21 protein-coding genes are annotated in these 23455 nt (G+C 51.8%); 7 read left to right on the forward strand and 14 right to left on the reverse strand.

What is annotated here, in order from left to right; translation table 11 throughout:
- Positions 1 to 37 precede the first annotated feature (37 nt).
- The 4 genes from BUB30_RS06790 to BUB30_RS06805 all read left to right on the forward strand — a co-directional run bounded on the left by BUB30_RS06790 (position 38) and on the right by BUB30_RS06805 (position 5763).
- Entirely contained in the window at positions 38 to 1780 is a 1743-nt protein-coding gene (locus tag BUB30_RS06790; protein ID WP_073132169.1) for a GMC family oxidoreductase, read from the forward strand.
- A 9-nt stretch (positions 1781 to 1789) separates the two neighbouring features.
- Positions 1790 to 2452 (forward strand): gluconate 2-dehydrogenase subunit 3 family protein, encoded by a 663-nt coding sequence (locus BUB30_RS06795; protein WP_073132171.1) that lies wholly within the window; start codon positions 1790 to 1792, stop codon positions 2450 to 2452.
- Between the two features lie 53 nt (positions 2453 to 2505).
- The gene (locus tag BUB30_RS06800; RefSeq protein ID WP_073132172.1) at positions 2506 to 3963 is read left to right on the forward strand and encodes a Gfo/Idh/MocA family protein; all 1458 of its coding nucleotides are present in this window, start codon (positions 2506 to 2508) and stop codon (positions 3961 to 3963) included.
- A gap of 357 nt (positions 3964 to 4320) precedes the next feature.
- Positions 4321 to 5763: a Gfo/Idh/MocA family protein gene (locus BUB30_RS06805; protein WP_073132174.1), complete on the forward strand. Its 1443-nt coding sequence runs from the start codon at positions 4321 to 4323 to the stop codon at positions 5761 to 5763.
- A 339-nt stretch (positions 5764 to 6102) separates the two neighbouring features.
- Here BUB30_RS06805 and BUB30_RS06810 read toward each other — a convergent pair whose 3' ends face one another.
- The 14 genes from BUB30_RS06810 to BUB30_RS06875 all read right to left on the reverse strand — a co-directional run bounded on the left by BUB30_RS06810 (position 6103) and on the right by BUB30_RS06875 (position 21292).
- Positions 6103 to 6621, reverse strand: a complete 519-nt coding sequence (locus tag BUB30_RS06810; RefSeq protein WP_073132176.1) for a hypothetical protein — start codon at positions 6619 to 6621, stop codon at positions 6103 to 6105.
- A 69-nt stretch (positions 6622 to 6690) separates the two neighbouring features.
- The gene (locus BUB30_RS06815; protein ID WP_073132177.1) at positions 6691 to 7302 is read right to left on the reverse strand and encodes a c-type cytochrome; all 612 of its coding nucleotides are present in this window, start codon (positions 7300 to 7302) and stop codon (positions 6691 to 6693) included.
- Between the two features lie 192 nt (positions 7303 to 7494).
- The gene (locus BUB30_RS06820) at positions 7495 to 8787 is read right to left on the reverse strand and encodes a GAF domain-containing sensor histidine kinase (RefSeq protein ID WP_073132179.1); all 1293 of its coding nucleotides are present in this window, start codon (positions 8785 to 8787) and stop codon (positions 7495 to 7497) included.
- 9 nt (positions 8788 to 8796) lie between these two features.
- Entirely contained in the window at positions 8797 to 9201 is a 405-nt protein-coding gene (locus BUB30_RS06825; RefSeq protein ID WP_073132181.1) for a pyridoxamine 5'-phosphate oxidase family protein, read from the reverse strand.
- Positions 9198 to 9665, reverse strand: coding sequence for a pyridoxamine 5'-phosphate oxidase family protein (locus BUB30_RS06830; RefSeq protein ID WP_073132183.1), 468 nt, complete (start codon positions 9663 to 9665; stop codon positions 9198 to 9200). Before BUB30_RS06830 ends, BUB30_RS06825 begins: the two co-directional genes overlap by 4 nt.
- A gap of 3 nt (positions 9666 to 9668) precedes the next feature.
- Positions 9669 to 10394, reverse strand: a complete 726-nt coding sequence (locus BUB30_RS06835; protein ID WP_073132185.1) for a LytR/AlgR family response regulator transcription factor — start codon at positions 10392 to 10394, stop codon at positions 9669 to 9671.
- Positions 10395 to 10549: 155 nt separating this feature from the next.
- On the reverse strand, positions 10550 to 11398 hold the full coding sequence (locus BUB30_RS06840) for a CheR family methyltransferase (protein ID WP_073132187.1): 849 nt from the start codon (positions 11396 to 11398) through the stop codon (positions 10550 to 10552).
- A gap of 76 nt (positions 11399 to 11474) precedes the next feature.
- The gene (locus BUB30_RS06845; RefSeq protein ID WP_073132188.1) at positions 11475 to 11849 is read right to left on the reverse strand and encodes a response regulator; all 375 of its coding nucleotides are present in this window, start codon (positions 11847 to 11849) and stop codon (positions 11475 to 11477) included.
- A gap of 96 nt (positions 11850 to 11945) precedes the next feature.
- Positions 11946 to 12722, reverse strand: a complete 777-nt coding sequence (locus BUB30_RS06850) for a transporter (protein WP_073132190.1) — start codon at positions 12720 to 12722, stop codon at positions 11946 to 11948.
- 367 nt (positions 12723 to 13089) lie between these two features.
- Positions 13090 to 14193 (reverse strand): histidine kinase dimerization/phospho-acceptor domain-containing protein, encoded by a 1104-nt coding sequence (locus BUB30_RS06855; protein ID WP_073132192.1) that lies wholly within the window; start codon positions 14191 to 14193, stop codon positions 13090 to 13092.
- 82 nt (positions 14194 to 14275) lie between these two features.
- Positions 14276 to 14470: a hypothetical protein gene (locus tag BUB30_RS06860; protein ID WP_073132194.1), complete on the reverse strand. Its 195-nt coding sequence runs from the start codon at positions 14468 to 14470 to the stop codon at positions 14276 to 14278.
- A gap of 54 nt (positions 14471 to 14524) precedes the next feature.
- Entirely contained in the window at positions 14525 to 16801 is a 2277-nt protein-coding gene (locus BUB30_RS06865) for a PAS domain-containing protein (protein WP_073132195.1), read from the reverse strand.
- Between the two features lie 167 nt (positions 16802 to 16968).
- Positions 16969 to 17727, reverse strand: coding sequence for a LytR/AlgR family response regulator transcription factor (locus tag BUB30_RS06870; protein ID WP_073132197.1), 759 nt, complete (start codon positions 17725 to 17727; stop codon positions 16969 to 16971).
- Between the two features lie 112 nt (positions 17728 to 17839).
- Positions 17840 to 21292, reverse strand: coding sequence for a PAS domain S-box protein (locus BUB30_RS06875; RefSeq protein ID WP_073132199.1), 3453 nt, complete (start codon positions 21290 to 21292; stop codon positions 17840 to 17842).
- Between the two features lie 90 nt (positions 21293 to 21382).
- Here BUB30_RS06875 and BUB30_RS06880 point away from each other — a divergent pair, with 90 nt between their 5' ends.
- The 3 genes from BUB30_RS06880 to BUB30_RS06890 all read left to right on the forward strand — a co-directional run bounded on the left by BUB30_RS06880 (position 21383) and on the right by BUB30_RS06890 (position 23454).
- Positions 21383 to 22198, forward strand: coding sequence for an alpha/beta fold hydrolase (locus BUB30_RS06880; RefSeq protein WP_073132201.1), 816 nt, complete (start codon positions 21383 to 21385; stop codon positions 22196 to 22198).
- A 177-nt stretch (positions 22199 to 22375) separates the two neighbouring features.
- Entirely contained in the window at positions 22376 to 22954 is a 579-nt protein-coding gene (locus tag BUB30_RS06885) for a YceI family protein (RefSeq protein WP_084137946.1), read from the forward strand.
- Between the two features lie 53 nt (positions 22955 to 23007).
- Positions 23008 to 23454 (forward strand): MarR family winged helix-turn-helix transcriptional regulator, encoded by a 447-nt coding sequence (locus tag BUB30_RS06890; protein ID WP_073132203.1) that lies wholly within the window; start codon positions 23008 to 23010, stop codon positions 23452 to 23454.
- The last annotated feature ends 1 nt before the right edge of the window (position 23455 follow it).

Consider the following 23455-nt stretch of genomic DNA (forward strand, 5'->3'; position numbering starts at 1 on the left):
AAAAGAAGTACCTTTAATGTAAGCTCAATAAATATCTATGCCCGAATTTCAAATCAAGAAAACTCAGAAGGCCTACGACGTGTGTATCGTGGGTTCCGGCGCCGGCGGCGGAATGGCTGCTTATGTATTGGCCAATGCCGGAATTAAAGTGGTGTTGCTGGAAGCCGGCCCCCTGTATGATCCTGCAAAAAATGTCACCCAGCTAAAATGGCCCTGGGAGTCGCCCCGCCGCGGTGCGAGCACTCCCCTGCGCAATTTCGGTGACTTCGATGCGGCCTATGGTGGATGGGAACTGGAAGGCGAGCCCTACACCCACAAGAATGGCACCGAGTTCGACTGGTTCCGTTCGCGCATGGTCGGCGGTCGCACCAACCACTGGGGCAGAATTTCATTGCGTTTCGGCCCCAAAGATTTCAAACACCGCAGCCATGATGGACTCGGCGACGACTGGCCGATCGGCTACGAAGATGTGGCCCCTTTCTACGACAAAGTAGACAAACTGGTGGGCGTGTTCGGCTCGATAGAAAATCTGCCCAACGAACCCGACGGCATCTTCCTGCCCCCGCCCAAACCACGCCTCCACGAGCTCTTCATAAAAGAAGGCGCGAAGAAAATGAATATCCCCGTGATCCCTTCACGGCTCTCCATACTCACCAAGCCCATCAACAAAGACAGAGGACAGTGTTTCTATTGCAGCCAGTGTAGCCGCGGCTGTACGGTGCACGCCGACTTTTCTTCCTCTTCCGTGTTGGTGAAACCGGCCATTGCTACAGGCAATGTCGATATCATCCCCAACGCCATGGTGCGCGAAGTGCTCACCAACGATGAGGGTAAGGCAACCGGTGTTTCGTTTGTGAACAAAGACGACAAGCAGGAATATTCCGTGACCGCAAAGGTCGTGATCCTGGCGGCCAGCGCTTGCGAATCGGCTCGTTTGATGCTGAACTCCAAGTCGTCGCGCCACCCCAATGGCCTCTCCAATTCCAGCGACGTTGTTGGTCGTTACCTGCACGATTCCACCGGCGCCGACATGGGGGGTATTATCCCCAAACTGATCGGCCGGAAGCGTTACAACGAAGATGGCGTAGGCGGTATGCACGTATACACACCGTGGTGGCTGGACAACAAGAAACTGAATTTCGCCCGAGGCTATCACATCGAATATTACGGCGGCATGGGCATGCCTGGCTATGGATTTGGATTTGGCATGCAAGGCACGAACGGCAAATACCCCGGCCGTGACGGCAAGGTAAAAGACGCCGGTGGCTATGGCGCGTCGCTGAAAGATGACTACCGCTACTTCTACGGCGCCGGCTTCGGCATGTCGGGACGTGGCGAGGCCATTGCGTTGCGCGACAACTATTGCGAGATCGATCCGAACACCGTCGATAAATACGGTATCCCCGTATTGCGCTTCCACTACAAGTGGAGCGACCACGAGATCAACCAAGCCAAGCACATGAAGGAAACCTTCGCGGAGATCATCCACAACTCCGGTGGCGTAGTGACGTGGGGTAACGATGGCACAAAGGAAAATCAATATGGCCTCGAAGCACCCGGTCGCATCATCCACGAGGTAGGTACCACCCGCATGGGCAACGATCCGAAACAATCGGCCCTGAACAAATACAACCAGGCGCACGAATGCAAGAACCTGTTTGTGGTGGACGGCGGACCGTTTGTGTCGCAAGCCGACAAGAACCCGACCTGGACCATCCTGGCCCTCTCCATGCGCGCATCCGAATACATTATCGACGAACTGAAAAAACAAAATCTATAATCTACCATTATGGACAGAAGAAAATATTTAAAAACCCTTGCCGTAGGATCCGTTGGCGCCGGTGTGTTGCTCGAAGCCTGCAACACAGACAAGAAGCCTGAAGCTACCGCAGCTCCCGCGGCAACAGAGTTGAAGTACGATCGCAACGCAGCCGAAGTTATACGCGAGGCCAAACTTCAGGCCGAGACCTTCTTCGATGCGCACGAAATGAAAACCATCACCGTGCTGGCCGACATCATCATCCCCAAGGATGCCACCTCGGGCAGCGCCAGCGAGGCGGGTGTACCGGATTTTATCGCCTTCATCGTAAAAGATATGCCGCGCTATCAAACACCGTTGCGCGGTGGTCTGAAATGGCTGGACCTGCAGTGCATGAACCGCTTCAATGCAGACTTTGCCTCCTGCACACCGGCACAGCAGATTGAGTTGGTGGACCTCATCGCCTATCCCGAAAAAGCAAAACCCGAACACCAGCAAGGTGTTGCTTTCTTCAACACGATGCGCGATCTGACCGCCACCGGATTTTTCACCAGCAAGATGGGCATCACCGATCTGGGTTACGTGGGCAACCAACCTAACCAATGGAACGGCGTGCCGCAAGATGTGCTGGATCAGTATGGCATGAAGTACGATGAGCGCACGCTGGAGATCAGCGTGAAGTTCGACGCGTAAGCACGACCTTCGATACGTAGAAAAGGAACAATCAGAAACCCCAAATAAGACGTATGCCTTTAAAGAAAACGACCATTCCTTCGGTAAGCCGCAGGAATTTCATGAAGCAAGCCGGGCTTGCTGCAGCGGCCTTTACCATTGTGCCCCGTCACGTGCTGGGCGGTGTGGGATATAAGGCCCCCAGCGATAAAATTTATGTAGCCGGCATTGGTGCGGGCGGAAAAGGCGAAGGCGACATTGCCCAGTTCGCGAAAAGCGGCAAGGCAGAGATCGCATTCCTTTGTGATGTGGACGATCGCCGCGCGGCGAAATCCGTTGCTGCCTTCCCGAAAGCCAAGTACTACAAGGATTATCGCATCATGCTTGAAAAAGAACACAAAAGCATCGATGCCGTCTCGGTTTCCACACCGGATCACAACCACGCCGTACAGGCCATGGCCGCCATGCAATTGGGCAAACACGTCTACGTTCAAAAACCTTTGACGCATGACATCTTTGAAGCCCGCGCATTGACGGAAGCTGCCAAGAAATACAAGGTCGTTACCCAAATGGGCAACCAGGGCTCGTCCGGCGACGGCGTGCGCCAGTTGATGGAGTGGTATAACGCCGGCACCATCGGCGACGTGCACACTGTCTATTGCTGGACTAACCGACCCGTATGGCCGCAAGGCATAGCGTGGTCCGAAAACAAAGCGCAGGTCCCCAAAGAATTGGATTGGGATCTGTGGCTGGGCACCGCCCCCTACAAAGATTTTGTGGACAAGCTCGTTCCTTTTAACTGGCGCGGCTGGTGGGACTATGGCACCGGCGCCCTGGGCGACATGGGTTGCCACATTGTGGAACCACCGTTCCGCGTGCTGGGCTTGAAATATCCCACGGACGTTACCGCCAGCGTCGGCAGCGTTTACGTTGACGAATTCAAACGCGGCTACTTCCCCGACAGCTGCCCTCCTTCTTCCTATGTGATCCTGACCTTCCCCGGCCAGAATGGCAAATCGGATATCAAGATGCACTGGATGGATGGCGGCATTCAGCCCCCCAGACCCGAAGAACTGGGCCCCAACGAAACGATGGGCGACGGCGGAAACGGCGTGATCTTCATCGGCACGAAAGGTAAGATGATGTGCGGCACCTATGGCATGTATCCCGGCCTGCTGCCCACGTCCAAGAACAACGAAGTGAAGATAGCACAAACCATCAAGCGCGTTCCCAATGGCGCAGAGGGTCACTATGCACAATGGGTGGAAGCGTGTCTCGCCGGCTACGGCAAGATGGAAGTGAGCTCACCCTTCGAGATCGCCGGTCCACTGACCGAAACGGTGTTGATGGGCAACCTCGCGATCCGCAGCCACGACGTGCGCTATCCGAAGAAAGACAAACCCGATCAGTTCGACTACCCCGGCCGCAACATCAAGCTGCTCTGGGATGGCGCGAACATGAAGGTGACCAACTTCGACGACGCCAACCAATTTGTGAAACGCGAATACCGCAACGGGTGGAAGCTTTCATAGACTGAAGATAAATTACTTCGAAGAGAGGCTGCTCATTTGGGCAGCCTCTTTGTTTTCATAGCATTCATGTTTCATAGAACAATTCACAGTAGCCATAACGTTGTAAACAGTTATTAATCACTAGTTCTTAGTCTTGAGTTGAGTGACGAGGATTAACTACTTAGGACTAAGTACTCACGACTCATTCGACAAGTGCCTTTTGTCGAAAAAAAATTATCAGCTGTTGCCCTGAAATTATAAGATATTACTCCTTTCTCGTTTTTCGCCGACCAACCAAGACAGGCGCGTTTCTTTTCTTGTGGATTTTGTGTAATTTTTTAGTGTCAAAAAAAATCATTCACGCAAAACAACCCGATCATGCCTCTGAAGAAAAAAGAAATCCCATCCCCGCATTCAATTTCCCGAAGAGACTTCATTCGTAATGCAGGGGTTACTGCCGCAGCCTTCACCATCTTGCCCCGGTTTGTGTTAGGAGGCAAAGGCTATGTTCCGCCCAGCGACACACTCTACATCGCCGGCATTGGTGTGGGTGGTAAAGGGGAGAGTGATCTTACAGGATTTGCAAAAAATCCAAAAGCCAGGATCGCTTTTCTATGCGATGTCGATGATCGTATGGCCGTAAAATCAAAGACCAATTTCCCGCAAGCGAAATACTACAAAGACTTTCGCGTGATGCTCGACAAAGAAGCCAAAAACATCGACGCCGTTTCGGTTTCCACACCGGACCACACCCATGCCGTGGCCGCCATGGCTGCCATCCAACGCGGTAAGCACGTGTATGTGCAGAAGCCCCTCACCTACTCCATCTTTGAAGCACGCGAGTTGGCTGCGGCCGCTAAGAAATATAAAGTGGTAACACAAATGGGCAACCAGTATGCCTCCGCAGACCATGTGCGCACCGCCAAGGAAATGATCGATGCCGGTCTTATTGGTGAAGTCACCAAAGTACAAACCTGGACCAACCGCCCCGTGTGGCCCCAAGGCATCCCGACGCCAACCGGAAAATTCAATGTGCCCGCCGAACTCGATTGGAATTTGTGGCTTGGTCCATCCAAGCTCATCGACTACAACCCGGCCTATCTTCCTTTCAACTGGAGAGGCTGGTGGAACTTCGGCACCGGCGCCCTCGGCGACATGGCCTGCCACATCATGGACGCCGCCTTCCGCATCCTGCCCATCGACTTCCCCACCGAAGTAGAATGCAGCACCACCACCGCATGGTCGGGATTCTTTGAAGAAGCCCACTACAACGAAAGCTGTCCCGCCTCCTCCATCATCTACATGAAATTTCCCCGCAAAGACGGCAAAGGCGACATCCAATTCTCCTGGACCGACGGCGGCCTCTTGCCAAAACGCCCCGAAGAATTACTGCCCAACGAACAACTGGGCGACGACGGAAACGGCTACATTTTCGAAGGCACCAAAGGCAAGCTGGCCGGATGCTACAACACCGCACCCACCCTCCTGCCGACCTCCCTCATGAAAACCGTGACCCTACCCAAACAAACCATCCCCCGCATTCCCGGCGGCGAAGAAGGCCACTACACACAATGGGTAGAGGCCTGCCTGCAAGGCTACGGCAAAATGCAACTGAGTTCCCCCTTCGAATACGCCGGCCCATTCACCGAAGCGGTCTTAATGGGCAATCTCGCACTACGAAGCTACGCGATGCAAGGACCCAATGGCACCACGCCGGGCAGGAAGACGCTGTTGTGGGATGCAAAGAACATGAAGATCACAAACTTTGATGAAGCGAATCAGTTTGTGAAGCGGGAGTATCGGGAGGGGTGGACGCTGTAGTCGGGAGACTGTTAATTTAGTAGTCAGTAGTCAGTAGCCAGTAGTCAGTAGCCAGTAGTCAGTAGTCAGTAGTCAGTAGCCAGTAGTCAGTAGTCAGTAGCCAATAGTCAGCCGTCAGTATTCAGAATCCAGTAGTCAGGGTCTAGTAGCCAGTAAAGAGAAATTAGTAGTCAGTTGTCAGTGCTAAAAAGTTTGGAGCCAGGGACCAGGAGTTTTTAATGCAGATTTCTCTTGCATTTTTTCTCCCGGTTCCCGGCTCCTAAGCTACGGACTGGCTACCGGATTCCTGCTACTTACTACTGGCTACTGACTACTGGCTACTGACTCCTCCTTTCCAACTCACACCAGCTTTAAAAACTGACTCACTTTCCACTGACCATCCAACACCATCGCTCTATCCATCTTAATACGATATTCTTTTGCTCCCGAAGCAAACACGATCGTTACGGGCACGGCTCCGAATCGTTCGGACGTGTTCTCTGTCAATTCTATGCCGACGTAGCGGATGGATTTCCAGTCGATGCCTTTTTCTTTGCCGCGTTCGAGCAGGGATTCAAAGGAAGCTTTTACGGCGGGCAAGAGGTTGGCATGGTAGGTGCGTTCGAATTCGGATTGCGCGTCTTGCAGCGAGCTGCCGTAGATCTCGGCGCTTTCTTCCATGACGGCGTGGAAATCGGACACGGTGGGAAACAAACTCGCGTAGTGTTCGGCTGACGACTCGCGGAGGGCGGAGACCACGCGCTCGGCCATTTGTTCGGAGGTGGCGGTGGTGATTGTTTTTTCAGTTACCATAGGGTTTGATACAAATGCGGTGAGTGAGAGGGACAAGGCAGCGAAGGTGATGACAGTTGTTTTCATTTTGGGTTCTATTTTTTGAAAGAGGGTTTTGTTCTTGTGATCAATAGTGAGTTAAGACAAGGCTAAGTCTTACAACTCTGTAGGCGGCACCGGTGTGGGCACCAGGTTTTCCACGGGAGGGATCGACTTCAGGTAGGTGAAGACAGCGAGCAAGTCGTCGTCGGTCATGTTGGCGTACATAGGCCAGGGCATGGGGGGCAGCAAGTCGCGGTTCCCTTCCTGCCCTTTGCTCTTTCCTTTGCGGATGGCGGTGAGAAAGTTTTCGAACGACCATGCACCGATGCCGGTGTCGTCGGGAGTCAGGTTGGCGGCGTATGAGAGTCCCCAGGGGCCAACAAATGCCGTGGTGTTCATATTGAACAACACCCATCCATTTCTCCCGGCATTCTGGCCCATGGGAGGAAGCTTTTCTTTTTGTTGGTGGCCCGAGAGCAGCAGGCTTGGGTCGGGTGCGGGTCCGTGGTCGGTCATCACTTTCGGGGAGTGGCAGTCATTGCAACCGCCCACGGTGACGAGGTACTTGCCGCGTTGGATCAGTTCGTCTTTCGTCGGCACCGGAATCGGTTTGTAGGTGTCGGCGATTTCATACTCGTCACTTGCGGCCGCCGTTTGTTTCTTTTCGGGCTGACATCCCATCAAAACACTGGCGGTGAGAAGGGAAGCGATCAGGGATTTTTTCATAATGGGTTTTATTAAAACATTTTATGATCCTCAGAACGGGGTTGGGGTTTGAATGATGCATCCTAAACCAGAGAATGGAACGAACGTCGGGGTATTTGGAATGAAGGGAGTGACAGGGGGAATAAACGCAGGGGCGCCAGTATCCTCAAATACCTTAAACCGCAACGTCAGCGCAAAGGGCTTCGCCTTTTGCTACCTGGGAAAGGTGAGCATGAAGCGGGTGCCTTGGCCGGGGCCGCTGTCGAGGGTGAGGGTGCCGTGGTTGAGTTCGGTGAATTCTTTGACGAGGATCAGGCCAAGGCCGGTGCCTTTTTCTTTTTCTGTGCCGCAGGTGGAGCGCTGACCGTGGAGTGTGAACAGGGCGCAAAGTTTTTCCTTGTCGATGCCTACGCCGGTGTCGCTGAGGCGCACGATCACCGCTTTGTCGTCTCGGACGGCGTCGATGGCGATGGCACCGCCACGGGGTGTGAACTTGATGGCGTTGCTGAGCAGGTTGCGGAAGGCGGTGGCCAGCGTGTGTTGATCGGCATGCAGCGAAATAGATTCGTCTACAGAAAGCGAAAGGGTGATTTCTTTTGCCGCAAGACTCTCCTTATACAGCGAAACGATCTGTTGAAAAAAAGCGTGCAGTGGAATGTTTTCAAAGACACACTGGATGCCATTGGTTTGGCTCAACGACCAATCGAGCAGGTTCTCCAACAAGTGGTTCAGATTGTCGGCCGACTGATCCACTTTGCCACAAAGGTTGTCGATCTTATCGGTTTGGCCGAGTTTATGATAGTGGCTGAAAAGGCGCGTGAGACTCTGGAACGAAGTGACCGGTCCACGCAGATCGTGGCTGATGATGGAGAAGAATTTATTTTTTGTTTCGTTCAGGCGCTGGAGTTCGGCCGTGCGTTCGCGGATCTTTTCTTCCATGCTGTCGTACAACATGGAATTCTGGATCGACACGGCAAGGGGTTGTGCCAGGGTGATGAGGAAGTTTTCATCCTCCTTGCTGAAGACACAAAATTCGCGGCTTTCCGCCATGAGCAGGGCCACCAGTTCGGCGTTGGCAACGAGGGGGATCGCCACCTGGCTCTCGGCGTCGGCAAGGCCCAGGGGGCGCACGAAGTTGAGTTCGCCTTCGTGGCTTACGGTGGCCATGTAATGTTGTTTGCGGCGTATACCCGTCAGGTTAATGTGCTTGCGCCGTGCTGCGGCCAGCCCCACAATGCCCTGGCCAAAAGGTACGGTCTTCCCGGTTTGATCTTCGGCGTAACCATGACACGCCACCACGGTGAGGCGCTGTTGGTCTGGGTTGGGCACCAGGATCATGCTGTTGGACAGGTTGAACTGGTCGTCGAGAATGTCGAGGATCGTGTTGAGTTTTTCCGGGAGGCTTACCAGTTTATTTAGCTCGAAGGACACCTTGCTGATGATGTCCATCTTCCGCTGCGAGGTCTCCAGTTTGGCCGAAAGCTTTTCGAGGTCTGTAATTTCCATAGCGCCGGCTTACATTTTTTCGATGGAGATCACCCGGTAAATATCGGCAGCTTTCAGCTTGAAGATCCCCTCCTTCTTCTGCGCCGAAGCTAGGGCCTCCAGTTGGATCTCCATGGCATCGAAGATCTCGCCTTCCGTTTGCGATTCCTCATAACGCAACAGGAGCTTATACAAATCGTAATGCACCGGGCAGGTAATGATGGCCGTGAGCACGGGGTTTTCGCGAACGTTGCGGATGGTCTTGTTAAAGAATTGGTACGACAAGGCGACGTGGTGCTCGTCTACAAAATACACTTGCGAGATATAGGTCACATTGGGAGTATGATCCAGCGACGCGGTGGCCACAATGGTGGGGATCACCCCTTGCAGGGCGGGCATGATGTCCTCGAGGTGTACATTTTGTTCGACGGTCATGCGAAAACTTTTTCACCGGTTCCCGCCCGGGGCGATTGATCAAAGACCTGTGTCACCTGGAAATCCAAAGCGATAATGGGGCGATACTTGAAATAGGCGTTGTACAATCCCATCTTTGAATGCCCAAACGAACCCAGGATGTCCGAAAATTCTTCCATGTACTTCAGCTGAAAATCTACCTCCGCTTCGGTGCACGGGCGATAGGAAAGAAAATTGCCTTTGTACTGATAGCTCTCAAAGGAATGGAGCTCGGTCACGACCAAGGCAATCACCGGGTTTTCACGAAGGTGCTGAAAACCGACATTCATAAACCGCAAGGGAATAAAACAGGTAAAGACCTCCCTATCCGGATCGAATTTGATGCCGGTACATTTGATGGGCTCGGGGATATTGTCCAGGCTCGACGTGGCCAACCAAAATGACAGGGGCAATTTCAAAAACGCAACGTGTGAAGGGGGCACCATACGTTATGACAAATAATTTAGCGTAGCCAAAAGATGATCCTTATACGTCTTTCCGATGGGAATGGTTTTTTCCGCCACCCGCAAGGTCTGGTCGCCGGTATTGATCTCGTCGATGGCGCTTTTGCGGACCAGGAAGGAACGATGCACCTGTACGAATTCGTCGCGGGGCAGTTTCTCCTGCAGATCCTTTAGCCGCATGTTGATGATGTGGCGTTTGCGGCCGGTCACAATGAAACAGTATTTCTCGTCCACTTCCACCATGAGGATCTCGTCGAGCTTTACTTTGACGAGACGGGTGTTGTCACGGATAAAAAACGCGTCGACTGTCAACACTTCCTGCGCGGGCTTAGGTTGGTCAGACGCGCTGAAAAGGGCCAGTTCGATGGCCGATTGCAGGCTCACGGGATCATAGGGCTTTATGATGTAGGCCACGGGGCCGGTGAGCTTGGCTTGCTGGAAAATGTCCTTGTCCTTGAATGCCGTTACGTAAATGATGGGAATGCGCTGGTTTCGGTTGATGCGGGCCGCCAGTTCGATGCCGGTGAGCGTGTCGTGGATCTCGATGTCCATGAGGATGAGGTCGGGCGGGTTCTCCTCCAGCAACCGCAACGCATCGGTCGCATTGTCGGCAATGCCGGTCAGTTCATACCCCAATTCCTGGACAACAAAGTCCAGGGACTCCGCATAAATGGGATCGTCCTCAACGGCCAGGATTTTAATGGTCGACACAAGGTTAGGCTTACGTATACAAGATAAACAAAGTTTCGCATACTGCCCGGCCTACACCCGCGTGGGAATGCCCAGCCCTTGTCAGAAAAACGATCGCGCAGGAACCCATTTTTGAGGATAACGTCTGGCCGGCAGCCCCAGGTTCCAGATCTTGATTAGCCCTGCAATTGATACACCGTAGGCTCCACCTGGCGCAGCGGCAAGTCCATTCCCAGGATCGACTCGCTGTGTCCCAGGAACAGCAGTCCCCCGGGCCGCAGCAGGTTGCAAAATTTCAGGATCACTTGTTCCTGGATATTCTTCTCAAAGTAGATGAGCACATTGCGGCAGAAAATGATGTCGAGGTCGTTCTTCATCAAGCCGTAGCTGTTGTGCATGAGGTTGATGTGTTTGTATTGGATCTTCGTCCGGTATTGGGGTTTTATCCGCATGCGCTTGGGATCGCACTTGTCTCGTTGAAGATAGGTATGAACCATCTCACGAGGCACGGTCTCCATTTTTTCAATGTCATACTCGCCGTGACACGCGGTCTGGATCACGCGCACGGAAATGTCGCTGGCCAGCAGGCTATAGGCAAGATGTGGGTTGCCCTTCTTGTATTCTTCCAGCGTCATCAGCAACGTGTACGGCTCCTCCCCTGTCGAGCATCCGGCGGACCATATTTTCAGGTTGCTTCGATTGTTTTCTTCCAGGAATCGGGGGAGGAATTGCTGTGTTAAAAAATGAAAGTGAGAAGCTTCGCGAAAAAATTCGGTCTTGTGAGTGGTAACGAGGTCGATCACGTGAACGAGCTCGGCTTCGCTGCTTTCGTTGCTAAAAATAAAATCCACAAACTCTTTGTAGGATCGCATACCCAAGCCCTTCACCTTTTCATCCAGGTGACTTTCCAACAGGGATCTTTTTGTAGCCGGCAACTGGATGCCATACGCTTGCGTGACGTATTGGCTCAGGCGGGCAAAACTTTCTTCATCCATACGGAAAGATCCATCGGCAGGAGTGTCCATGAAACGGGTGGTGGGTTAGAGGGTTTTTGATTCGGGTCCTTTTGATCGCAAAAGATGGCCCGAAAAGATTGAGGACTTATTTTGTATTCAAGGCATTTTCGATCTGCGAGAAGAACATCTCGGCGCGGTATGGCTTTTTGATCCATGCCGACAAGCCGGCTTCTTTCGCGGCCTGGATCTTATCGGGATTGTTTTCGGTCGTGAGAAACACCACCGGCACATTGGCCGTGGATGGATTGGCTTTGATTTTTTTGAGGAGTTCGAAGCCTGTGCAGTCGGTCATATTGTAGTCCGTCAGCACCAGGTTCACTTCTGGTTTGCCGGTCAGCAGTTGGTAGGCATGATTGCCATTGGCTGCGCCCACGGTCTCATATCCTTTTCCCTGGAGGATCTCACAGACAAAATCGCGGATGCTGGCAAAATCGTCCACCACTAAAATCGTTTTTTTCATTGGGCCTTTTTATCGATTTATGATTCGAATATATTCTAAAAAGTTCCTGGCTTCTCGCTACAATGAGCAGATGGGCCGCAGAACTTAGCAAGTGGCTTATCGTAAAAGTCTGAACGAAACACCGGTACTGAGGAAGTAATCCGGCGCGCTACGGCTCAACCCAAGCCCACCCGAAATATCCCACTGCACCATGGAGGTGATCATATAGGTCAATCCGCAATCGAAGCGATTGTCGGCTTTGTCTTTTTCAGGAAAGAAGGCATAGCTCTCCACGAATATGCCCACGCGGTTCGTCGCCGCGTAGCGTAGCGCCAACGTGTACAGGAAGGCGGCATCGGGTGTTTCGCCGTTCCATTCGGCGCCGAGGTTATAGCTCAGCGCGAATTTCTCGCTCACCGTATGGGCAAACGTGAAGCGGAAATCGGCTGCTGTATAGCTGGGATTGAAATCCTTCGAACCGGTTCTTAAATTGATATGGCCAATGAATGCGGCCTGGGGCCAAAAGCCTTTCTCGTCGGCTAACTTGACCTTCACGCCCAGGGCCATTGGACTAAAACCTTGGACGCGGGAAATGGGATGCTCGGCGATCTTTGCTCGTTTGCCGACGAACCCGGTCACAAAACGCAATTCAAAATGATCGTTTACGCCGTATTTGATCAACAACTTGTCGTAGGTGACGTTGGTCCGCTCTAACCCATCCTGGTGATCCTTCTCATATGCAAAGCCAGTCTCTACCTGGAGGCCACCCTTGGGAACAAGCATGGCGGATTCCGTTTGGTCAGGACGATCCGTTATCAGCTCGGCTTTTTCCGTTTGCCCATAGCTGAGAATGGCGACTCCGAGGAAGGGCGTCATGAGGAAAGTCCTTCTCATGTTGGTTTACAAGTTTATGAATCAAAAGTCTCCTTTATCCAGAACGTAAGGAATTGAAAATGATTAGCCGGGAAGTTTGTGTTAGCAAGTGGGCCGAACGAACGTTATCATCCTTCAAATTCTTTCGTTGCTGCAAACGTTAGGGATGGCTTCGCTGTGAAATGGCCCTAAAAAAGAAAAAGGCCTCGTGATCGTCTATCACAAAGGCCTTTTGAAATCCTGCAACCTAAACCCTAACCTATGCGCAGGAAAAATTACTGTTGTTGTACAAAGGTGCATCCGATTTGCCGGCTCCGAAACCCGCAGTGCGCAGGTGGTGGGTTTGGATGAGTAAGTGGGAAAAGAACTTATTATCCGGCGGCGTTTCTCAGAGCAACCCCATCTGCTGGACATCCATCACGGGGATGGAAATGCTGATCCGTTGCTTCTCAGGGGAAAGGAAATGCACATTCATACGGGCGTTCAGCTTCCAGGCGATCTTTTGGGCGGCAAAGAAGTTGAGCAACCGCGGGTAGTGGATCATGTCCGTATAGATGAATTCTTCCTGTCGCATGGCTTTCCGCATGGCGTCTTCCACAGAAAAGCCGTGTGCGCCAATGGTGATGCTCAACTCCCCCTGCTCCACCAAAAGGCGGAAAAAGATCTGGTTATTCAGCTTGCTCTTGGGGAGCGACAATAAATAGAGCAGCAAATTGGTGAGCAGCGATTTTAACAACACCTCGTTCACCCCTTTCAGGTTTTCGCGCGGCGCCGAATAATGGAACTCCAGGAAATCCACAAAGGCGTTCTGCTCGATCACCTTCCGCAGCAAGGTTTCGAAAACATTGAAGTTGATACTGTTTTCGGGAGCGTTGTCCTCATCATCCGATTGCGCCAGGTATACCATGTGATACAAGCGCTCGTCCAGCTTCTGGGCATGGGCGTCCAGTAATTGCAGGATCCGGTCAAGTTCGGAGTTGTCCTCGCGGATCCGCAGCAAGTTCAACAACCCTTGCATAGTGGCAAGCGGGCCCCGCAGGTCGTGGGCGGCACGGTAGATGAATTTATCCAGCTCGGCTTTCTTCTGCTGCAGCTGTTGATTGATCAATTGAACCTCGTCGATGTTCCGGATCTTCAAAATAATACGGCCATTGATGTCGCTGATCAACCCCAGGTAAAAACCGGAAATGCCGATGGTGATCAGGCGATTGCTCTTCGTATAGAACCCGATCTGCCGCTCTTCAAAATACCCGGCCGATAAGGCCTTCTGTAGCAATTGGGCGATGTCCTCTTCCCGCGACAAGTAGTTGATGGACTTTCCCGCCAATTCTTCATTGGTGAACTCCAGAAAATCAAGCACGTTCTGACTGATCACGTTGATGTTGAACTGCAGATCAACCACCATCGAATCCAAAAATATAGTAGGCAATTTCTGACGGAGCGACTCCGAGGAAATCAATCTTGACGAAATGTCCGGTTCACTGATGTTCATAGTGCTTAACAAAAAAGAAGTCCCGGTCCGCCTGTTGGAAGACCGGGCACATCTCTAATCAACCTAACCCTAATCTTAAATCTTAATTTTGTTTCACACCCCAATTCCAGGTCAGGATCCACTGGGCAAACTGGCTCTGCTGCGGCGCGCGCGCCGTGGACATTGCTCTCAACGTTTCGATCGACGTGGGGATGGTCACCCACTCTACTGCCACAGAACCAACCGTGCCGTTCACATATACCTGGATGGCCGAGTTCGTCACTTTTTTCTTGTCCATGAGAATTGCGTTTTTACTATTTAGATCTTTACTAATGCTTTATCCTTTCTAAGGCTATGCGCTCTGGCGGCCAACACGGCCCTCCAGTTCGGCGATACGGGCCTTATACTGTGCTTCTTTTTTGCGAAATTGTTCTTCCATCTCCTCCACGCTTTTCTTCTGCGCCGTGATCTCTACGTCGGCCCGCAGCTTTTCTGCCTGGCGAACATTTTCCACCTCTTCGTTTTTGCGGGCCAGGGCATCCTGGATAGCGGTGATGTCCTTCGTGAACACACAAGCGCCCGATACGTTGCCGTTGTGATCATACAAAGGCAAGGTGGAGATCTCGTAATGCTTCCCGAAATATTCCTGCGTCTCAACCACCTTCTCCCCTCTGAAAACGCGTTGATAATTTTCTTTCGAGTGTTCTACCTGGTCAGGGTGCGACAAGGCAAACACGCTCATCCCGATTTCCACCGTCAGGCCCTGCGCCTGGAACGTCTTCGCGAGGTAGTCGTTGAACATTACAATGTTGTGATGCTTATCGATGGTGACGATGGCGTCGTTATAGGCGTTCAGCAAATTGCTGAGATACATTTCTTTTTCCTGCACCAGGCCAAGCACGCGTTGCATCTCATCCTGCGTGGCCGAAAGTTCCTCCATGTTCTGGCGAATCTCTTCTTCCTGTGATTTCAGCTCCTCGGCCTGTTGCTGTGCTTCCTTCAACAACGTATCCGTTTGTTTTTGGAGACGTACGGATTCCGTGATGTCGTGCGCTACGAGACTCGCGCCGATCACTTCACCCGCCGCATTGGTCAGGGGTCCGTAGGTGACGGCATATTCGCGCCCGAAATAATTTTTTTGAACCGTGGTGTATTCTCCTTTAAATGCCTTGTCATAGGGAGCCTTGAAAGCCTCCTCGTGGCCGGCGGGAGCTACACTCAACACGCTGGTGCCCGGTGTGAGGTGCATGCCATTTTTCCCAAACACTTCCGTGATCCGGTTGTTGGACAGCACAATGGTGTAGTTCTTGTCCACCGTCAGAATGCTATCGGACAAACCGTTCAGGGCGTCGTTGAAATAGGCAAACTGGTTTTTCGATTCCGCCAAAAGCCTTTCGGTTTCCTTCTGCGCTTTGATGAGCGACGTGGCGTCCTTGGCAAAGATGGCTACCGCGATGATCTCGCCCTTGTCGTCGCGAAGCGGGCTATACGATGTCACATAATAGGCTTCGTGACCTTGGGTCTCATAGCGGTCTGTCACATCGAAGGTCTCTCCGGCAAACGCGCGATCATAGTAGGCTTTGTTCTTCCGTTTTTCTTCACCGGTAAAGAAGCTCAACATGTCAAGCCCCTTTTCCAACGACGTGCCTGCGGCTGCGCGGAAAGCCTTGTTAAAGTTTTGTATGCGATATTGTTTGTCTACCGTGGCGATCGCATCCTTGGTGGAGTCGATCAGCTCGTTCATGTACCGCTCCTTGCCCTGCACTTCCTTCAGCACGCGGTGCATTTCTTCCTGGGTGGCCGAGAGCTCTTCCATGTTCTGGCGCATCTCTTCCTCCTGCGATTTCATTTGTTCGGCCTGCACTTGCGTTTCGTGCAGCAGCTTGGTGGTGCGGTCGCTCACTTTGGCGGCCGAGATGGTGGCGGCAATGCTTTCGCCCAGCTTTTCGATGAAGGCGCGTTGGTAAGGCTTAATGGGTTGAAAGGAAGCCATTTCGACAACACCGAAAATATTTTCTTCGATCTTAAGCGGGACGATTATGAGGTTGCGGGGAAGGGCATCGCCCAAACCCGAAGTGATGCGTACAAAGTTTTTGGGGATCTCGGTCATGTAGAGGGTAGCCTTTTCCAGCACTACCTGGCCAACCAAACCCTCACCCAACGCGATGCGATGGTCCATGTGTTTCTTGCGATCGTAGGCATAGCACGCGGCCATCTCCACAAACGTGTCGGCCGGGTCGTCGTCGTTCACAAGGTAAAGTGCGCCCTGGTTGGCGCCGAGATATTTCACGAGGTGGCGGATAATGTTGTCCGACAGCTCGCTCAGGTCTTCATTTTTCGAACGGAGGATCTCTACGAATTTAGCCAGGCCTTCTGTAGCCCAGTTGCGCTCGCGTTCTTCCTCCGAAAACTTTTTCATCTGGTCGCGCATGCTCAGCAGCGAGGTGCCCAGGGCATCGGCTTCGTCACCCAAGGTCTCGTTTTGCGCGTAGGCGGCATCCAGGTTGCCACGCTCAATTTCGTTTACAAATACGGTTGCAGCTGTGATTTGCGCTTCTTTCACCTGAAGCACATTTTTGATCTTCTCTAATGTCTTGCGTTTTACCAGTTTGTACCGAAGACTTTTCATAAAATTCCTTTCGCTGCCGTGTTAAATTGATATACAATTCTACGGTAGCCAAAGGCCATTGTGAAGGCAAAATGAGCAGGTGGGAACAGCGGGTGAGCAAGTGGCGGACGCCTTAAAAACGCATTAAATCACCTCCCGTTTTGTTCGGTAGGCAAAACTGTATTTACTCAGGCATTTCTTACACCGATCTTATTTAAAAAGGCTTCTTTCTTTCGTTTTGAGACGTCCAACGAAATATCATTGTTCAGAATAACGTAGCCCCCCTCTCCTTTCACATATTTCTTGATGGAATTGAGATTGATGAGGTACGAATTGTGGATGCGGAAAAAATTGTGTTCCGAAAGCAGGTCCTCATAATCTTTGAGGGTTTTGCTGACGAGGTACTTCTTGCCGTCGGCGGTATAGATCTGCGTGTAGTTGCTGGAGGCTTCGCAGTAAAGAATGTCGTTGGTTTTTATAAAAATGAGCCCTTCCAACGTCGGCAAAGCCAGCTTATAGTTCTCAGACGAGCTCGTCCCCACTTTCAGGTTTTGCACCAGCTCCGTGAGGCGGCTGGCGATGTTCCCGTTCATGCGTTTCTCCACCTTCCCCACCGCTTTCTTCAATTCCTCGATGTCGATCGGCTTCAACAGGTAGTCGATGGCCGAAAACCGGAAGGCTTTGATGGCATATTCGGAATAGGCCGTCGTAAAGATCACTTCAAAGGTGATGTCCTTGAGTTTGGTGAGCAAGTCAAAACCGGTCTCGCGTTGCAGCTGGATATCCAGAAAGACGATGTCCGGTTTGTCGCGTTCAATGGCCTGGATAGCTTCCGCTACATCCTGGCAGAGGGACCTCACCTCCACACCCTCCACAAAATCATGCAAGAGAATCTGAAGACTTTCCCGACTCTTCGATTCATCGTCTACAATTATGGCTTTAAGCATACTGGTATAGAGGGGGGTAAGCGTATGTTAAAATCGTCATGACTATCTCCTAACAACGGGAACAAACCTAGTAAAAGGCTTCTACCCAAGATATTAAGAAATTGACATTTTCTTACATCCTGATCCAAATCTTTACCTGGGTTCCGGTAGCGTTGCCGTCTTCAAAAAGGTCTATTACCTCGTAGGAGGCTTCGTCTTCTTCGTTTACTAATTTCAATCGTTCTTCCGTGAGCACCGTGCCCATGGACTTGTGCTGAGGGAAGTTCTGTTGCCGCAGCTTTCGGGCTGCCTCGCGCCCAATGCCGTCGTCCTCGATCTCGAACAGGACCCGGTCCTGGTCCTCCTGCACGCGAATGCACAACCTACCCTTGTCTCGTTTGTTGTACAGCCCATGCAAAATAGCATTTTCTACGTAAGGCTGGATAAGGAGGGACGGTATTTCGATGTTGTCCAGGTCCAGGTCGGGACTGACATCGAAAACGCACACAAATTTGTCTTCAAAGCGAACCAGCTCCAGGTTCACGTAATGCCGCAGCAACTCGATCTCGTCGGCCAGCTTGATCTTATTTTTCACGGAATTGGTGAGAATGCCGCGAATCAGTTTCGAAAATGTCGACAGGTAGTTGATGGCATTCAGGCGGTCGTTCTTGGCAATAAAAAACTGGATGGAATTAAGCGCATTGAAGATAAAGTGCGGGTTCATCACCGACCGCAACGCCATCAGTTTCAGTTCGCCGATCTTTTTATTGGCCTCCATCAACTCGCGTTCGCGCACGACGCGGTCGGTGACGTTTCGTGAATAAATGGCGGCGCCCACCACACTGTGTCCTTCGATGATCGGGTTCACAGAGTATTGCAGGTGCGCGTTGTTCAGCTCTCCTTCCGTTAACACGATCTCGCCGGCCAGCGCCCGCTTGAAAAGCGAGGTCCAATATTCCAGCATCTCCGGGGGCACCTTGCCACGCGACTCTTCAATGATCTGCTGCCCCACTTCATAGCTCAACCCATACCACTCGCGCATGTAGTTGACAAAATTGTTGTTCAACGCCATCAACCGGAACTCTTTGTCCACCGACCAGATGCTCATGTCGGAGTTGTTGATGATGGCGTTCATGTTCAGCTCGTTCTGCCGGATCTTTTGCTCGGCCAATCGCCGCTCGGTGATGTCCTCCGCAAACACGGTGATGCCCGATATAAAATCGTTGCGCACGATGGGGCTCAGCGAATATTGAAATTCGCGGTCGCGAAAACGCTTCTCCACTTTCAGCGTCTCACCCGAGAGCACGCGCTCATACCAGCCCATCCATTCCTCCAACTGATCCTGCTGAAAGGCCCGCTCAAAAAAGCCCAGGATGCTCTGCCCCACCTCCAGGTCTACGCCGTAGGTTTTTTTCATATACTTCTTCCACGGCTGGTTCAGGGAGGTCAATTGGTATTGCCGGTTCAGGGACCAGATAAAAAATTCATTGTTGTTGATGGTGGCATTCAGGTTGGCTTCACTCGAAATGAGTCGCGCCTCCGCTTCTTTCTTCTCCGTGATGTCGCGCACTATGGTGATGATGTGGCGTTCACCCCCCAACTGGAAACGGCTGGAGGCAATGGTGCCGAAAAACGTCTCGCCGTCTTTTTTTATAAAGGTGGCCTCGTAATACGCTTCGCCCTCTTTGAAAAGCTGCTCAAAATAAAGCTGCCGGTCTTCCATCTTCAGCCATAGGTTGAAGTCGTTGCTGGAGTGGCCAATCACTTCCTCGCGTTTATAGCGCGAGACTTCCTCCAACTTGCTGTTGGCCTCCACCAGCACCATGTCGCGCTCGCGGAAGATGAGGGTCAGGTCGGGATTCAGGTCGAAGGCTTTCTGGAATTTTTCCTCGGCTGCTTTGCGCTGCGAGATGTCTTGAATGACGGAGATGATAAAATTCTTTCCCTCGATCTCGATGCGACTGCTGCTCAACGCGATCTGAATGGTGCGTCCCTCTTTCCGCCGCCAGGTACACTCAATCGAAGCCCGGCCCTCCGTGAAGTATTGTGAATAGTAAGCCTGTCGCTCGCCACTGTCCGCAAAAAAGCCAAAGGTGAGCGCCGACTTTCCAATCACTTCCTGGCGCGTATAGCCCAGCACCTGAAATAACTTTTCATTGGCGTCTATGGTCACCATGTCGTCTTCCCGGGTGATCGTCATCAGATCAGGATTGTTGCGGAAGGCTTTGGCAAACTTTTCTTCGCTGGCCTTTAGTCGTTCTTCGGCTTCTTTAAAATAGGTGATGTCATAGGTAAGCCCCAGTATCCTTCCAAAGGTGTCGCCCTCCTGCACCGGGTAGGCGGTGATGCGCACCCATTTTTTATATCCTAATGGCGTCACGGTATGGGCCGTGATGTCGAAGGGCAGGTTCTGGCTGCGGGTCATGTTCTGGAAAGCCTCCTTTACGAGGTGACCGCTGTGCTCGTCGAACAACTGGTGGATCTCTGAAAGGTCGCTCACATTGAAGCTGTGATCCACGCCATAGATGCTGTACATCTCGTTTGACCAAAACATGGTCTTCGCTGCCAGGTCATATTCCCAACTGCCGATCTTGGCCAGGCGTTGCGACTGGGTGAGAATGAACTCGCGCTCCGAAAGGATCCTCACATTTTCGGAAAGCTGTTCGTTGATCTGGCGAAGCTCCTCTTCTGTACTCGTTAGTTCTTCTTCACGCAAGGCCAGCTCTTCGTTCAGGCCACGTTGATATTGCAGGGCTTCTTCCAATACCTTTTCGCGCTGGCGCTCGCGCGTGATGTCCACCCAACCACCCAACGCGCGCTGCGCTTTTCCCGAAGCGTCGCGGATAATGGTGGCCTGGTCCAGCATCGAGGCGTAGGTGCCATCCTTTTTCCGGACACGGTATACATCGATGTAGCGCGTGGCATTCGACAACAGCATGTCGTTGAAATATTTTACCACGCGATCGCGATCCTCTTCGTGGATCGATGCGGCCCAATCATCCAGGGAATAGTCCACTTTATTCAACCCGAATTCGTCCAACGCCTTGCTGCCGCTGTACCACGACAACGTGTGGGTGCTCATGTCGAGATCCCACATCGCAGCGTTGGATATTTCCGAGATAAGCTTGAAACGCTCGCGCTCGGCCTCCAGCTTGGACAGCGTTTCTTCGAGGATGTTTTTCTCCCTTTGCTGATCGCTGATGTCTTTCCATGATCCCACCACACGGTAGGCTTCCCCGTTTGGACGACGGAGAAATTTCATGTTGTCATCGATATAGTAGTAGGCGTCTTTGCCGCGGTAGCGATAAAAATGCCGGAAGGTCGTCACCGTCTTATCGGCCAACGCATTTTGGAAACCTGAAACGGCACGCTCGCGATCGTCGGGGTGAACGCCGTGCATCCAGAAGTCGTCGGGTTGGTTGTCGGTGATATCGTACTTTCTCCGGTTCTCCGTCGACGCCAGCCAGGCTCCCTTGCCGGTCTCCATGTCCTTGATCCAAATGGCTTCCGAGGTGATCTCAAAAATTGTTGCTAAAAACTCCGACCCAAGCGCTCCATTTAATAACTGATCCTGAAGTGTATTCACACCTTGAAATTACAAAATAAACTTTTTGGTTTCACCCGCGACGGGAAGAATGCTTTTATTTGAACGCCACATCCTACCTTTACAAACCCCATGACCCAAAAGTTATTCACCTACGAAAATACAACCCTGCACTATGCCGTCGCCGGAACGGGGCCGGAGGTGTTGCTGCTCTTCCATGGCTTTGGCCAGGACCACACCGCCTTCGAGGCCTTTGATAAAATACTGTCACCCCGCTACACGCTCTACGCTTTTGATCTCTACTTTCACGGCCAAAGCACATGGGGCATAGGCGAATCACCGCTGCTGAAAAGCTATTGGAAAAAAATCATGCAGGCATTTTTTGAGACCCTGCCGGTGAAGACGTTCACGTTGGCCGCCTTCAGCCTGGGCGGCAAATTTGCCCTGGCCACCCTGGAGACATTCCCCGAACGAACAAAAGGCATCGTGCTCATGGCACCCGACGGCATCAAGACCAGCTTCTGGTATAGTCTTGCCACCTACCCCCTGTTTTTCCGGTGGCTGTTCAAAAGCATGATCCTCCATCCCGGCACGTTCATGGCCCTCTCGCGGGTGCTCTATACGCTGGGCGTGATGGACAAGGGATTGATCCGGTTTGCCGAACGCCAGATGAACACCCGGGAGAAGCGCGAACAAGTCTATTATTCCTGGGTCGTTTTCCGGCACCTGCACTTTGATATGAAAACCATTGCCTCGCTCGTCAATGCCCACAACATTCCTCTCACCTTGTTTGTTGGAAAATATGACAAAGTGATCCGCCCCGAAAATATGGACCGGTTGTTAAAGCATCTGAACCAATATCGGTTCGAAGTGCTGGACAGCGGTCACAACACGATCATCCGCGAAAGCCTGGCGCACTGGAAAACACCAACGGAAACTGCCTCCTAATTGGCGACAGGGCCCTTAAATCCTGGCTAGGTTGTTGCTATCATGATCACTACAATTGATCCTTTTTGAAATGATTTTTATTGATTATCAGATCGTTACAAATTAAAAAGTACTTGTTTAAACAAGTACATCAAACTTCTTCTACCTTTATTTAACCAAAAAACAAGAAACTACATTATGAAAAAAATGAACACACTCTTCGCCCTCCTGTTCGTATCAGCCGGGGTGTTTGCCCAGACGATGTGGAACGTCGACAAGAACCACACGAATATCCAATTCAACGTATCCCACATGGTGGTATCGGAAGTGAATGGAAGCTTCACGGATTTTACCGGTGCGGTGAAAAGCAAATCCGACGATTTTAACGGCGCCGATGTAGAGTTCACCGCCAAGGTGGCTTCCATCAGCACCAACAACGAGAAAAGAGATGGCCACTTGAAGTCGGATGACTTCTTCAACGCCGAAAAATTCCCTGAAGTAAAATTCAAAGGCACGCTCGTGAAAGAAAATGGCAAATATCTGTTGAAAGGTAACCTCACGCTTCGCGACGTGACAAAGCCCGTGACCTTCGACGTTACGTATGGTGGCACCGTTGACACCGGTAATGGTGTGAAAGCCGGTTTCAAATTGAACGGCAAGATCAACCGCCTGGAGTACGGCCTGAAGTGGAGCAACAAGCTGGCGAACGGCGAAATGGTTGTCGGCGACCAGGTTGAAATCGTCTGCAAAATCGAATTGAACAAAGCAGCAGCCTAATTATAAAAAACGACCCCTGTTCAATTCCGACAGGGGTCGTTCTTTTTTACGGTATGAAAATCGAAGACGAGATCAAACAGAAAAAATTCATCAATGCACACCAGAAGGCGGTCATCAACCTGGTGTATACCGTGAACTGGATGCAAGGCAAGCACCAGCAGGTGTTCAAGTCTTTTAACATCACCGCGCAGCAATTCAATATCCTGCGCATCCTCAAAGGACAACACCCCAACAGCACCTCGGCCACCGAGATCAAGGCCCGCATGCTGGACAAGAATTCCGACGTTTCACGCTTACTGGACCGCCTCGTCGCCAAAAATGTGATCGTCAAAAAAGCGTGCCCCACCGACAAGCGCGCTTTCGATGTGAACCTGACCGACGCCGGGCTGGAGTTGCTCCGAACCCTCGACAAAAAACAAAGTGAGCTGGACAACATCCTCAACCTTTCGGAAGAAGAGGCTTACCAGCTCAGTGATCTGTTGGACAAGAGCAGAGGCTAAA

Origin of the sequence: Chryseolinea serpens, from assembly GCF_900129725.1 — a bacterium.
Taxonomy (GTDB): Bacteria; Bacteroidota; Bacteroidia; order Cytophagales; family Cyclobacteriaceae; genus Chryseolinea; species Chryseolinea serpens.